The sequence below is a fragment of the Flavobacterium sp. CFBP9031 genome (assembly GCF_034044945.1).
In the GTDB taxonomy this organism is placed as follows: domain Bacteria; phylum Bacteroidota; class Bacteroidia; order Flavobacteriales; family Flavobacteriaceae; genus Flavobacterium.
The window spans coordinates 38483-52150 of the sequence record NZ_JAXCWF010000015.1; the positions used below are offsets into that span (position 1 = coordinate 38483).

The 13668-nt window shown below is 29.7% G+C and carries 12 protein-coding genes; 1 reads left to right on the forward strand and 11 read right to left on the reverse strand.

Translation table 11 applies throughout. The features are described from left to right. Nucleotides 1-15: 15 nt before the first annotated feature. The 3 genes from SOM12_RS21240 to SOM12_RS21250 all read right to left on the reverse strand — a co-directional run bounded on the left by SOM12_RS21240 (nucleotide 16) and on the right by SOM12_RS21250 (nucleotide 3366). Complete coding sequence (locus tag SOM12_RS21240) at nucleotides 16-999, reverse strand: UDP-glucuronic acid decarboxylase family protein (RefSeq protein ID WP_177211503.1); 984 nt, start codon at nucleotides 997-999, stop codon at nucleotides 16-18. Next, entirely contained in the window at nucleotides 996-2096 is a 1101-nt protein-coding gene (locus SOM12_RS21245; protein ID WP_320495339.1) for an O-antigen ligase family protein, read from the reverse strand. Before SOM12_RS21245 ends, SOM12_RS21240 begins: the two co-directional genes overlap by 4 nt. 181 nt (nucleotides 2097-2277) lie before the next feature. Continuing rightward, a complete protein-coding gene (locus tag SOM12_RS21250) occupies nucleotides 2278-3366 on the reverse strand; it encodes a DUF1972 domain-containing protein (protein ID WP_320495340.1) in 1089 nt (362 codons plus the stop codon). A 134-nt stretch (nucleotides 3367-3500) separates the two neighbouring features. On the opposite strand from SOM12_RS21250, the gene SOM12_RS21255 reads away from it, so the two are divergent. Then, entirely contained in the window at nucleotides 3501-4277 is a 777-nt protein-coding gene (locus SOM12_RS21255) for a 2OG-Fe(II) oxygenase (RefSeq protein ID WP_095930583.1), read from the forward strand. A gap of 13 nt (nucleotides 4278-4290) precedes the next feature. Here the strand turns inward: SOM12_RS21255 and SOM12_RS21260 are convergent, their stop codons facing one another. The 8 genes from SOM12_RS21260 to SOM12_RS21295 form a co-directional block, all read right to left on the reverse strand. Further along, nucleotides 4291-5406, reverse strand: coding sequence for a glycosyltransferase family 1 protein (locus SOM12_RS21260; protein ID WP_320495343.1), 1116 nt, complete (start codon nucleotides 5404-5406; stop codon nucleotides 4291-4293). After that, nucleotides 5396-6658 (reverse strand): hypothetical protein, encoded by a 1263-nt coding sequence (locus tag SOM12_RS21265; RefSeq protein ID WP_095930581.1) that lies wholly within the window; start codon nucleotides 6656-6658, stop codon nucleotides 5396-5398. The genes SOM12_RS21260 and SOM12_RS21265 overlap by 11 nt, the downstream gene beginning before the upstream one ends. Before the next feature lie 2 nt (nucleotides 6659-6660). Then, on the reverse strand, nucleotides 6661-7902 hold the full coding sequence (locus SOM12_RS21270; protein ID WP_320495344.1) for an oligosaccharide flippase family protein: 1242 nt from the start codon (nucleotides 7900-7902) through the stop codon (nucleotides 6661-6663). Nucleotides 7903-8078: 176 nt separating this feature from the next. After that, nucleotides 8079-8627, reverse strand: a complete 549-nt coding sequence (locus SOM12_RS21275) for a hypothetical protein (RefSeq protein ID WP_320495346.1) — start codon at nucleotides 8625-8627, stop codon at nucleotides 8079-8081. A 65-nt stretch (nucleotides 8628-8692) separates the two neighbouring features. Continuing rightward, a complete protein-coding gene (locus tag SOM12_RS21280) occupies nucleotides 8693-9685 on the reverse strand; it encodes a hypothetical protein (protein ID WP_320495347.1) in 993 nt (330 codons plus the stop codon). A 12-nt stretch (nucleotides 9686-9697) separates the two neighbouring features. After that, entirely contained in the window at nucleotides 9698-11374 is a 1677-nt protein-coding gene (locus tag SOM12_RS21285; protein ID WP_320495348.1) for a DUF6909 family protein, read from the reverse strand. Between the two features lie 140 nt (nucleotides 11375-11514). Then, nucleotides 11515-12999 carry a GH3 auxin-responsive promoter family protein gene (locus SOM12_RS21290; RefSeq protein WP_320495350.1) on the reverse strand — a complete coding sequence of 495 codons (1485 nt, stop codon included), beginning with the start codon at nucleotides 12997-12999 and terminating at the stop codon, nucleotides 11515-11517. A gap of 11 nt (nucleotides 13000-13010) precedes the next feature. Then, a complete protein-coding gene (locus tag SOM12_RS21295) occupies nucleotides 13011-13517 on the reverse strand; it encodes a peptidase (RefSeq protein WP_320495352.1) in 507 nt (168 codons plus the stop codon). Nucleotides 13518-13668: the final 151 nt, after the last annotated feature.

Below are 13668 nucleotides of genomic sequence, written 5' to 3' on the forward strand. Positions count from 1 at the left end.
TTTCAAAGTTGAATGTTATTTAATGTAGCTTGAAAAATCTTTATGTTCTTCTTTTGCAAGTTCTTCAGGAGATAATGATTTGAAATACTCATAGGTAATTTTCATTCCCTCTGCACGGTTTACTTTTGCTTCCCAACCTAACAATTCTTTTGCTTTTGTGGTATCTGGCTGACGTTGCAAAGGATCGTTTATTGGCAAAGGATGATAAACTACTTTCTGATTTGTTCCTGTCAGTTTTATAATTTCTTCTGCAAAATCTTTGATCGTGATTTCGTCTGGATTTCCAATGTTGACTGGATATACGTAATCTGAATGCAACAATCTGTAAATACCTTCAACTTGGTCATCAACATAACAGAAAGAACGTGTTTGCATTCCGTCACCAAAAATTGTTAAATCTTCTCCGCGAAGTGCTTGTCCGATAAAAGCAGGAATTACACGTCCGTCATTTAATCGCATTCTTGGTCCGTAAGTATTAAAAATACGAACGATTCTGGTTTCTACGCCATGAAAAGTATGGTACGCCATTGTTATAGATTCCTGAAAACGTTTTGCCTCGTCATAAACACCACGTGGACCAATTGTATTTACGTTTCCGTAATATTCTTCTGTTTGCGGATGTACCAAAGGATCTCCGTAAACTTCTGATGTTGATGCAATCAAAATTCTAGCCTTTTTTACTCTCGCCAATCCAAGTAGATTATGAGTTCCTAAAGATCCTACTTTCAAAGTCTGAATCGGAATTTTTAAATAATCAATTGGGCTTGCCGGCGAAGCAAAATGCAATATATAGTCTAAATCTCCAGGAACATGAACAAACTTAGTAATATCATGATGATAAAATTCAAAGTTTTCTAATTTGAATAAATGTTCAATATTTTTAAGATCTCCCGTAATCAGATTATCCATTCCGATTACAAAATAACCTTCTTTGATAAATCGGTCACATAAATGTGATCCTAAAAATCCTGCCGCTCCGGTAATAAGTATTCTTTTCATTTCAATATTTTCTGTTCATTACAATCGTTTACCAAATTAAGCATACAGTAAAAAATTATAAAGAAAATTATTCCTCTTTGTCGACTCAAAAAAGATTCGGTCAAAAATAAGACTATCATTGTTACCGCGAAAGCAATATGTACAAAATCTTTAGTAGCAATTCCTTTTCTAATGGTGGTAAACAACATCATTACAACTGTCAAAAAGCCAAATATTCCTAATTCTGAAAATATTTGAACATATTCGTTATGGAAATTAAACTCGCCATAATTGGGATATAAATTATGTTCTTTTACTTTTTCTTTTATTTTATTTTGAGAAGCATCTAATCCAAATCCTGTGAAAAAGATATTCTCTTCCACAAGCATTTCTTTAAAAATCCTAATTTGAAAAAGTCGAAAAGCTGTTCCTGGAAAAAAATCATTTTGTTGAAATTGATCTTGGTTCCAAGCTTGTTTTAGACTAATATTATAAATTGGTCCTTGATTTTTTCCTGTAGTTTCATTCAAAGATCCATCAACAAATACAGTTTCAAATTCAATCATAAATCGATCTCTAACGGGTTTAATAAAAAGTATAGAACTCACAGATAATATAATGACTGCCACCAATATTGCTTTCTTCGTTTTTCTAGAAACATCAGAAAAAAACGAGTAATATATTATTATCATTATTAAATCGACTATGATAATATTCTTCGATGATAATAAAAAAATAAAAACAATAAGGATCGTAAATGCTATTTTATCGATAATTGCCTTTTCTTTTTTAGCTAGAAAGAAAAACATGGCCAATGAAACAAAAACAGCCATATATATAGCATTCAATTCTAAAGTAACGAGTTCATGGTAGAAAAAGACTTCTTTATTTCCTGAATTTATAAATCTTACAATTGCCTTTAAAATATAGAAAACCGTAAAACCTACCATTGCAAAACTATACCAACTGAAAACCTTATTTACATCATTTCGATTTATTTTTGGCAAGCTGCAAAATGCTAGAGGAATTAATAAAAATAAAACTTCTTTCTGTAACCCCTTAATTGTTTGCTTACTTTCTATGGTCCAGATAAGTGATAAAAGCATTAAACCATACAATAGAATTGGAAATACTAAAACCTTTGGAATTGAAAAATTTGCTTTTTTTGATTGGACTAAAGAAACCAGTAAAAAAACAATACAGGTTAAACTTCCTATTGAATGTTTCAATGGAAGGGCAATCAACATTGCGGCTAAAAGAAAAATGAGCAATGTTTTATTCTGCCATAATTCATCAATTTTACTGAAGACTTTTTTCAAATAATCTGAGGTAGGATTCATTTATTTTATTCCAATTAAATTCTTGAATTATAGTATCGAAGTTATCCTGAACCATTTGGTCATGATCTGTTCTTTTTACCGTTTCTATGAGACGCTTAACATCTGTTGCATCCGAGAAGTAAAATGCATTTTCTGGTAAAATAGCACGGTTAAACTCATTGTTATGCGCTACAATTAATGCTTTTGCCGCCATCGCTTCCAGTAAAGACGGATTTGTCCCTCCTACTGAATGCCCATGAAAATATAGGTTAGAAAAATATCTCAAATTATCTAAATGTTCTTTATTATAAATTCCGCCTGTAAAACGTATATTTTGATAACTGTTAAATTTATTTTTAAGATGATTCCCAAAACTATTATTACTGTTTCCTACAACCAATACAACCTTATCATCTTTACTATCGACAATTCCGTCTAAAATTACTTCGATATTATTCTCAGGTTCAAAACGAGCGATTAATAGATTGTAGTTGTTTTTTTCTACATTATAGATTGAAAGTAATTCTTCATTTTGTTTAAGGAACGGCTCAGCTCCATACGCAATGTAAGTTGCTTCTACATTGTATTTCTCTTGCAAATATTGTTTAATTCCAAGTGAATCGGCAATCAGATAATTGCTGCTTTTCACTGCTTTTTGTTCTGCAAATTTTAAAAACTTTTGGGTGGTTTTAGAATATTTTGTTCTCTTCCATTCCAATCCATCCATATTGGTAATAATAGTCGATTTTTTAGGGAAAAGAAAAGACCAAATAGAACTGCTTGTGTATCCTAATTGCAAGATAATATCAAAATTCCTTTTTCTTGAATCTAGAATACAATTCAAATCATAAATAAATTGTCCTGCAGAACCCATTTTATCTTCGGGATCATATTGATGAATAATATGTACTCCCATATACTGTTTTTCTTGAAAAACATGATTATGTGAATTATATACATAAACTTCATGTTTTTGCTGCGCTAAATACACTGCAAAACATTCTGCAAATTGCTCAAATCCGCCATAATTGTTAGGGATTCCTCTAGTACCAAGAATGGCTATTTTCATCTATTTTTTTATCAATCAGAAGCCAAAAATAATGATTTTAAAAATTAAAATTTAGTTATAACAAATTCTATTTTAAATTATGAATACATAATTAAATTCCTATTTTTGTTTGAAAGCAGCTTATAGCAATATTTATGATAAATTTTGAATATCTCGAAAACCATTTAGATGATCTTCGCTTAAAGTATTTAACAGCAAACCCTTTTCCGCATTTAATAATTGATAACTTTTGTGAAGAAGAAAAATTACTCAAAGCTCATAAAAGTATTCCTGAACTCAACAACAAGAGTCGCGATTATTCTTTTGCAAATAATAAATTTGAAAAATCAAATTATAGAGAATTAGGCCCTGAACTTCATGAATTATATGATGACCTCTCATCTGAAAGATTCAATAAAATCATATCTTATATAACATCAAAATCAATTTTTGTTGACCCGAAAAATCACGGTGGAGGATTACATCAGGGCAAGAAAAATAGTTTTTTAGATATGCATTTAGATTTTAATTATCATCCTATAAACAAAGATTGGTATCGAGAATTGAATCTGCTTTTATATCTAAATAAAGATTGGAAACCAGAATATAAAGGAGGTTTAAAAATATGTGATTTAAGAACTCAAGAAGAAGCTGAACTTGATGTTCCTTTTAATCGATTAATTATCCAACAATGTGCTCCTTACACACTTCATGGATATGATATGACTTATTTTCCAGAAGGAAGTTATAGAACATCAATCGCAACGTACGCCTATCAAATTCATAAAAGACAAATTGAAAAACCGCGAACAACAGATTGGTTTCCAAAAGAAGATGCTTCTTTTTTAAAGAAACAATTTGCAAAAAATTATAACTTTTTAGTGCAAACGAAAAATAAGTTGTTTGGAAGCAATACTGCTAAAAATCAGTAATTAGATAATTTAATTACTGATTCTGTTTTATAAGACGGTATACTATTTCTACTGATTTTTTCCAGCTATACTTTTCTTTAATCTTTTGTGCCATTATTTTAAAATCTGTGCCTAAGTTTTCTTTTAAGATTTTTTGAAGTTTATCATTAAAATCAATCTGATTATGAGGATCGAAATAATAGTCTTCAAAAAAGCTAAAATCTGACATAGCTGTTTTATCTGAGCAAATTGTCGGAATTTTTGCTGCTACTGATTCTAATGGAGGAATTCCAAAACCTTCAGCCATAGAAGGATAAACAGATGCATCTGCCCCTCTTAGTAGTAATAACATGGTATTAAAATCGGTGTTTTTTAAAGTAAATATCTTCTTTTTTATTTCAGAATCTACTTGGCTAAAAATTTCATTGTATTGAGGATTAGATAACGTATCATTTCCTAAAAAAAGAAGCTCGTATTCTTTATACAACTCCAAGTCTAAAAAAGCCTTTAAAACCATTTGGTGATTTTTTCTTGGCTCCCACCGGCTTACATAAATAATATATTTTTTTAATGAAAATTTTTGGGCTACTTCATTCTTAATTAACACTTTATCATAATCTTCAAAAAATACATTGTCAATTGCGTTTGGCGTTATTTCATAATTTGAAAAACCAAAATGCTGATGGATTTTTTGTTTAGAAAATTCTGAAACTGTTAATCTGATTTCTGACCATTTGGCACTTTGTTTATATAAAAACGTATTGATGATTTTGCTGAAAAAAGAGAAATATTCTGGAAAATTAATAAACAATATATCGTGTGTTGTAACAATGTATCTACACCTTTTAAACGGTGAAACGGTATATTGAAAATGAGCAAAATCTATTTTATGTTTTTTTATAATTTGCGGTATATCAATAAGCAATCTCAAATATTTGTTTTCGTATTTATATTTCAAATACGTAACATTTGAATGATTGCCAAAAATAGATGCTAAATTATCTGGATTAGAAGACACTAAAAAGAAATGAAGATCTCTTTTTATAATCAACTCAGAATATAAACCTTGTATATATGTTCTAGTTCCTTGAAAACCACTATCAAAAACATGACAGTCAACAAAAATACTGGTTGTGTTTTTAATATTCATCTTTTATTCTTTTTTGGCTATTATGCTCTCTAATCATTACTTCTCTAAGAGCAATCAAGAATCCAATTATTATCGATTTGTTGTCTAATTTTAAATACAATCCTAAAAATACCCAGTTTGAAACTATCAGAAAAACACTTGAGCCTATTAATAAATAATTTATTGTCTGCACGTTCTCTACATCAGATTTCTTTTGTCTGAATAAAACAATCAAAAAAATCAGTAGCAATGAAACACCTAATAATCCTGATTTTAAAAATACAGTCATATATCCGTTGTGTACAATTGGAATATACTGAACATATTCGTGGTCGTTTGTCCAAATTTTTCTACCCAAATTCAGAGTTGATCCTAAGCCTTCACCAAAAATTATAGCCCTATTTCCGTTAGCTGAAACTTGTTTTACAGTAATTATATTTTCAAATGATCTATAATTGTCATTAAAATCTTTCCAGTCATCCTTGTCTATTTTTGTTTTAAAAGCTTCCTGAGGAGCAATTTTTATTTTATACAAAAAAGCTTGAATTCCTTTTCCTTCTCTTTTTGGATTAATATAAACAATGGCTGTATAGCCTACAATTACAGCCACTAGAACCAATAAAATTACTTTTAAAGATCTTTTATTAAAAGTTAAATATCCTTTTAAACCAACATATAGAATTATAAATTGAATCAAATTGGTACGAGCCAAATATAAAAAGCTTGATAAACCAATTATGACTATTAAAAGCAATCTTTGATTCTTGGAAATTTCTAATTTCAGGTTTTTATAAAAAATAAGAATAATTAGTATATAGATTTCATAATCACTAAAATATCCTCCATGTTCTCTTAAAAGATTTACACTTAAAGTTCTAAATTCAATTACAGCAAAAAGTATCATTAACAAGTGCATAATAGCAATCGCTAATCCTGTATAAACCATGACTTTTAATCCTAGCTTACTACTAAATCTGCATAGTTGATAACCTACAAATAATCCTAAAATCGGTTTAACGAGATAAGTAAAATCTCTTATGAATAAAAATGGTGTTGTATTATTGAAAAAAGTAGAAACAATTGCAATTAAAAGTATTAGGAGAAAAATGGCATTGTATTGAATTATAGTAAAAGAGTATTTTCTTTTAACGGTTACCAATAAAGTTAAAGACCAAACTGCAAAAGTAAGTTCGTAATTAGCAAACAAGGAAACTACAATGCATAGCAAAAATAAAACTTGATACGGAAAACTTTTATAAATCTTGATATTCATTATTACTTGTTCAATCTAATTATTGGTTTTAAAACAGTACAATATAAAAGGATTACCATTATTTCGATAACAATTGTAGCCAAAAAAGCACCTTGGAGTCCAATGTTTTTTACGAACAAGTAAATTACGAACAAACTAAAAATAGAAGAGCCAATCGTAATATTTATGTACATTTTATTCTTGTCTAATGCAAAAAGTAATTGTTTTAAAGCAAAGGAAATTGCCATAAACAGAGGAATAATCAGACCTAGTCTGAAAAAGAATGCCATAGAATCTAATTCATTTGAAGAAATATTGAAATACATTAAAATCTGATCTGTCAATACAAATGCAACAACTACTAATAATAGGATAAACAAATAATTTAGACCATTATACTTCAACCAATTAGAAATTCCGTTTTTTAAACTCGTATGTATCTGCAGGCAAACATCAGCATAAATGAAATTAAAAAACATTTGCAAATAGGTTCTGAAAGTCATAACAATCTGCTCTATAATTCTATATTGTCCGGCCATATTATTTCCTCCTACATAACTAATGATCATTATTGGCAGATATTGATAAAATGAAAGAAACAACTGAGAAAAAGTCAGAGAAAATTCCTCTTTTAACAACAGCACCGCATCTTTAGTGACATTACGGTAGAATCTTAAATTGTATTTTTCGATCAGACTAATTAATCCTATCAAACTCGAAATAATTAATCCCAATCCTAAATAAGCATTGGCAAAAATGTAGTCTCCCTTTTTATTAATAAAAATAAAGATCCCAGCTACATATATTGCTTTAGAAATAATATTGATGAAGGAAATCCATTTATAATTTTCTAGACCCTGAAAAATCCAAGTGGGATTTATTAATTGACCAACCACATATAAAAAACTGAAAAAGAATACAGCCTGTTCTTTTTTAAAAAAGGGTATAAAATAAACCAGGAAAAGAGCTGTAAACAATAAAATTACAATCAAAAATAACTTCATTACATAAATTGAAACTATTTTCTTTCTTATAATTTCAGCGTTATTTCTGTTAATTGATATTTCTTTAGTTCCGTTAATATAAGAACCGTAATCGACCAAGACATTTAATACTAAAGCAAACGAAAATCCTACTCCAATCTTACCTAATCCTTCTTTTCCACAAATAGTTACCAAATATGGCATTACCAAAAGCGGACTCACCAGATTAACAATCTGACCAATTCCGTAAATAACAAAATTCCTGATTCGGCTATTTTGCAATATATTTTGGTAATTTAATTTAAACAAGATTACAGGATTTGTTTAGAAATTAGAATAAAGCTTTTGGTTAATTTTAAAAGCTACGAAATTCATTATAAAAAAGTTAAAAAATATTTGTATCGAAACCAGATAAAAAGAGCCACAAAATGTGGCTCCTAAATATTTATAAAATATCGTTATTTTACGATTAATTGTATTTGATCATAAAGTGCTTTTTCAGAATAAAACAACGGATCATATTTTCCTTCCTTAGTTTTGAAGTTTTGTATAACAGCATTTTTCTTATCTACAATTTTTATACAATCATTTGGAATGAAATAGTTGAAAAATAAGGAATCTTTAGCTTCAAAACTTTTACTGTAATACTTCATTTTAAAATTTTTGATAATGATTTCTTTTTGGTCTTCATTTGTTCCAAAATCAATTCGGATATAATTCGGAATTGCATCTTCTGGAAGATTAAAAACAATGTCTTGCGGATTATCACTGCCTTTTACAGCTGTCCAAACTGAATTTTCTTCTTTATAAGGAGCCTCATAAGCATCCTGGCTATAATACAACTGAAAATTATCGTCCGTTTTTACTGTTGCTGTTAAAGTCACTTGAAAATTATTATTTTTTGTTTCAACTTCAGCGGGTTTAACCTCTTCTTTACTAACTTCTTTCTTACATGAAGTAAATGTGACGAATAAAATCAAACTTGCAAAAAATAGTTTTGTTCTCATTTTAAATTTTTGGGCTAATTTAGTTTTTAAAGTTTAAAAATGCTTTATCTATATTAATATTTCTTCTATGCTATTTTATCTACAACTAATAACTTTTGCTTTCTATAAAAAGCCTTAAAAAATTGTAGCAAAATATAAATAAAAACAAATAAGAAAGGAAAAAACAGTTTCTTTTTTCCGTAAAGGATACCTTCTTTTTCAATGTTTAATGTTGTACTAATATCTTTTATAATTTTATCGTAGCCTATTAATTCAATTCTATGATTTCCTTGTTCTCTAACTAAATCCCCTTTTGTTTTAATAACATCGTTAAGCTGATTGTTCTCATTATAATAAATTAGTTTATCACTTTTTTGAGAGTTATTTGCTTTATTAGAAAATTCATTCAATATGCCTTCAATCTGAGAAATTGTCGCATCATTTTGCTCCATTTTCGCTTTAACGTTAGCTAATTGCACGTCTTGAATTTTTTTATAAAAATCTGTTTTATTTAAAAAACTCAAAAATGGCTCTGTACCTTTTTTATCATCAAGTAATCCATCTGTCATAATAGAAATTCTGTGATATCGGTAATTTTTACTTGTCAGATTATCTTCTATAATTTTTTTGACATCGCCATTATCTGACATCAATTTTATTAATTCAAAATTTTCGGGTTTATTTTCAATTAATTTATAGATATCCGTTATAGGCTTTATTTCAATAGATTTAAGGTTTTTAGGATATTGAATTCCAACAGTATTTTTTAAAAAGAGTGTATCGCCTTCATTAATTTTAGAGTCAATTAAATTAATTTTTGAATATAAATAATCAGTACTCTCAAAATTTGGAGCTACAATAATTTCATGCGTATATTTTCTTTGAGTAATGTCTAGAAATAGTCCTAAACCAAACCCTAGCAAAACTAAAACCAAAACAATTACCCAATTTTTTATAAAAAACTGAATTCCTTTAAAAATAGAAGTATTAATTCTAGCAAAAAAATTACTAAACTTCTTTGATATCAGAACTAAATCAATCTCTTGATCTTCTGTATTCTGCGGTACTTTTGTACTCATTTAAAAGCGCTATTATAAATTGAAAATCTGTTCTAAAATTTTAATGGTAATCAAATAAGTTGGTTTTACACCTGTTGTCCCTAATCCGCCTGAAGCCAAAGTGCTTCCTGTTTCTAAAGGATTATCTGAAGCATAATACGCATAACGAACTTTAATATCGTGCGGTACACTTTTTCTAATTTTTGATGCCGACTGAATTGCTTTTTGGTAATAAGAACCTTCCATTTCTAGACCAATTACTCCCCAAGTCGATTCGTGGAAAAATTTCAATAAATCTCTATTTTGCAACGAAGTTCCCAAAACGGTAACCATCGCTCCTTCATAAATATCAATATCATTTCCTTCGAACATTGCGCCATTAAGTTCATTTTCAAAGAAATAATTATCAGCCGTTCCTTCGTTAATATGTGCAGACGGAATCATAATATCTCCTTTTCCACCTTCTAGAATTCCCGCTTTACCCATAATAGAAACTGATTTTACATTTAGTAAAGTTTCTTTTTTATATGGTTTTAAAAGTTCATCGATAGTCTCGTAGGCTTGTTCGCCAAAAGCATAATCCATTACGATAATTACTGGTTTATCTTCCCCAACATTAGCATGAGAAAATGCTGTTTTTGACCAGTCAATTTTAGCGGTATCAAAAATTTGAACATCGATATTCGTTCCTGAGCAATCTGGCAATGAAATCATTCCATTTTTTAAAGCCAAATCTTCTACTTGAGATCTAATTTCTTTTGAACCAGAACCGCTTAATTCTTCATAAATAAAGAAATCTGTTTTTCCTTTGTATTTTGTTTTTAACAATGGTGTTGCAAAAATCGAATTCATTACGCTATGCATATTAGCGCTAATGACGTGAATTGGTCTTTTTAGCAAATCATTTGCTTTAAGAACTTCTTTGATATTTGTTGCCCAAATTTCTCCGTGAATATGGTGTCCCAGACGCTCACGTAAAACTGGGCTAAAAGTAATTGTACGTTTATTATTTTCAACAATTTCTTCAATTGCTAATTTTCCTAACCAATAAATAACGTGCAAGAAACGATCTGGCGCAGTTTCTGAACCAAATGCGTCGTAAATGTCTAAAACCTCTTCAAAAGTTCTCGCCAAAATATTCGCAACATGAGAAATCGCTTTTTCTTTTTCTACCAAAGTAAGCTTTTTGGTCTGCATAACAGCTTGTTCCAGTTTCTGCCAATCGCGAGAAACCTCTCCTCCATCGTCTATTAAAACTCTATTTTTAATTTTATGAGATTCAATGAAAATGAAAGTCAAGTGGGTTAGAATATCGTAAATGTCTGAACGTCCACGCGTGATTTCGACATTCATTTGCTCTTCGTCGATTCTATAGCAGTTTCTTTTTCTTTTTGGAGGAACAATTGCTTGGAAATGCGATTTAGAATATCCTTCGTCTGAAGTTAAATTGATAAAACGGCATTGCTCAATTCCTATCGGAAGACGCTCAATAACATATAAAAGTCCGTTAAGTTCTACTTTTTCTTCGGCAATATTCCCGTAAATCTCAGGACGTAATGCTAATAATGATTCTCTTAAACTATCGCCCGAAACTCCCATTGGTTTGTAAAAACCACGGTTGAATAAATGGCGCATTGTAATGTACATTTTTTCTATCGCCGCAGAAGATTCCTGCGCTCTAGATCTTGATATATGTTTGGTTTCTTTCATGTCTTTTTATTTAAAAAATCAACTTTTATTTTTAAAGAAGATTCGAATATTTCGAAAGGCGAAAGTAGGAATTATATATATAACTTTAAAGAATTACCATTTAACAAATTGTTAGAAGGTTTTTTTGAAAAAGCTAAATTCTACTTTAAATTATCTGCAATATCTCTATTATTTGATAATCTAGGAAGTTTATTTTGCCCGCCCAGTTTTCCTTGCGATTTCATGTAATCGTGAAATCCATTTTTAGAAACTTTCGTGATCACTACTTTTCGTAAAACGTTTCCGGTAATTAAATCATCGTAATAAATATTCTGCTTACGCATTGAATTGTCAATCGTTTCTGCAAAAATTTCCATGTTTTCAGGCTCTTTTTCAAATTCTATTAGCCATTCATGATAAGGTAATCCGCTTGCAGGCGTTATTTGTGGTGCAACGGTAAATTCGTTAATTACAATATTAGTAGAATTTACGGCTTCTTTCATCGCATTTTCGACCTCATTGGCAATTACGTGTTCGCCAAAAGCCGAAATATAATGTTTAATACGTCCAGAAACTATAACACGATGCGGATCCAAAGAGGTAAATTGAATAGTATCTCCAATATTATAACGCCAAAGTCCTGCATTGGTCGAAATAATCAAAACGTAGTTTACTCCTACCTCAACTTCCCCAATTGTATATACTTTAGGATTTTCATTAAAGAATTCGTCTGCTTTTATGAACTCGTAGAAAATTCCTGAATTCAACAATAAAAGCATTCCTTTTTCTTTCTGAGAATCTTGATAGGCAAAAAAACCTTCAGAAGCAGGAAACAATTCGATACTATCAACTTTTCGACCAATCATGTTTTCAAATTTGGCGCGATAAGGTTCGTAATTTACACCTCCGTAAATAAACAGATTAAAGTTTTTGAAGATCTCGCCAATCTTTTTTCCGCCGCTTTTTTGCTGTAAACGTTCAAAATACATCTGCACCCAAGACGGAATTCCAGAAATCACCGACATATTTTCTTTGATTGTTTCATCTGCAATAGCATTTACTTTGGTTTCCCAATCTTCAATACAATTGGTTTCCCAAGATGGCATTCTGTTTTTCTGTAAATATTTAGGAACAAAGTGTGCTACAATTCCAGAAAGTCTTCCGAATTTAATTCCGTATTTTTCGGTTAGAATTGGACTTCCCTGCAAAAAAATCATTTTTCCGTCAATAAAATCAGCATTTCCAGTTTCATGAATATAATGTAAAATCGCATTTCGAGCCGCTTCTATATGATAAGGCATCGATTCTTTGGTTAGCGGAATAAATTTTGCTCCCGAGGTTGTACCCGAAGTTTTAGCAAAATACAATGGTTTTCCTTTCCATAAAATATCCGATTCGCCTTTTACAACCTTTTCAACATACGGTTTCAAATCTTCGTAATCTCTTACAGGAACGCGTTTCTGAAAATCCTCAAAGTTTTTTATCTGATCAAAATGATGATCTTTTCCAAATTCAGTGCTTTTTGCATTCTTTATCAAACTTTTAAAAACCTGTTGTTGGGTTTCAACTGGTTTTTCAGTCCATTTAAGCGTTTGCTTATATATTTTTCGGGCCAAAATTTTCGCCGCAATTGACTTAATTGACATTTTCAGTGGTATTATTTTTTGTCACTTTTCTTTTTGTCTTGAGATTTTGCCTTCAACTCTTTTTCTGTTTCGGCTACGTCTTCTCTTAGCTTTATTTCTGCATCAGATGCTTTCATATTTAAATCTGAAGCATCTTCAACAGATTCTGCTAAGATAGAATCTTTATTAAATTTTGAATATTCTAATTCCCCTTTTAAAACTTTCTGAATCCCTTTTATATAAACTTCATTTTGTTTTAAAGCCGTTTCTAAAGAATCTGATTTAATAGCCAGTTTCGTAGCATTTCGTTTTAATTCTGTCGAAGAATATCCAGGAATAAATTCACGAAGTGGGGTAAATGCAATAATGAAAGTTGTAACCAAAATTAGAAATATTCCGCCTAAAGTAAACGTTACAAACACATTCATTAAAGTAAGCTTAAAAGAAAAGATCTCTTCAAAAGTGTCTTCATTTAAAATTACTAATCTGTTTTTAATGAATAGTTTTTTCCTAAAATTCTTTTTCTTATTCTTAGTCATTCTACATCTTTATGCTAGCAAATATAGTAATTAATCGTCATGATATTTGTTCTAAAAATTTCATGAAGAGCTATAATTTACGATTTTATAAAATATTTAACGTGGTCTTATCGAAATATTTTAAACTAAAAATACTTCTATTTCGTATATT

Bases quoted from the DNA above. Each gene is read 5' to 3' on its own strand.
- SOM12_RS21240 (WP_177211503.1), bottom strand. From the start codon at position 999: ATGAAAAGAATACTTATTACCGGAGCGGCAGGATTTTTAGGATCACAT.
- SOM12_RS21250 (WP_320495340.1), bottom strand. From the start codon at position 3,366: ATGAAAATAGCCATTCTTGGTACTAGAGGAATCCCTAACAATTATGGC.
- SOM12_RS21255 (WP_095930583.1), top strand. From the start codon at position 3,501: ATGATAAATTTTGAATATCTCGAAAACCATTTAGATGATCTTCGCTTA.
- SOM12_RS21260 (WP_320495343.1), bottom strand. From the start codon at position 5,406: ATGAATATTAAAAACACAACCAGTATTTTTGTTGACTGTCATGTTTTT.
- SOM12_RS21265 (WP_095930581.1), bottom strand. From the start codon at position 6,658: ATGAATATCAAGATTTATAAAAGTTTTCCGTATCAAGTTTTATTTTTG.
- SOM12_RS21275 (WP_320495346.1), bottom strand. From the start codon at position 8,627: ATGAGAACAAAACTATTTTTTGCAAGTTTGATTTTATTCGTCACATTT.
- SOM12_RS21280 (WP_320495347.1), bottom strand. From the start codon at position 9,685: ATGAGTACAAAAGTACCGCAGAATACAGAAGATCAAGAGATTGATTTA.
- SOM12_RS21285 (WP_320495348.1), bottom strand. From the start codon at position 11,374: ATGAAAGAAACCAAACATATATCAAGATCTAGAGCGCAGGAATCTTCT.
- SOM12_RS21290 (WP_320495350.1), bottom strand. From the start codon at position 12,999: ATGTCAATTAAGTCAATTGCGGCGAAAATTTTGGCCCGAAAAATATAT.
- SOM12_RS21295 (WP_320495352.1), bottom strand. From the start codon at position 13,517: ATGACTAAGAATAAGAAAAAGAATTTTAGGAAAAAACTATTCATTAAA.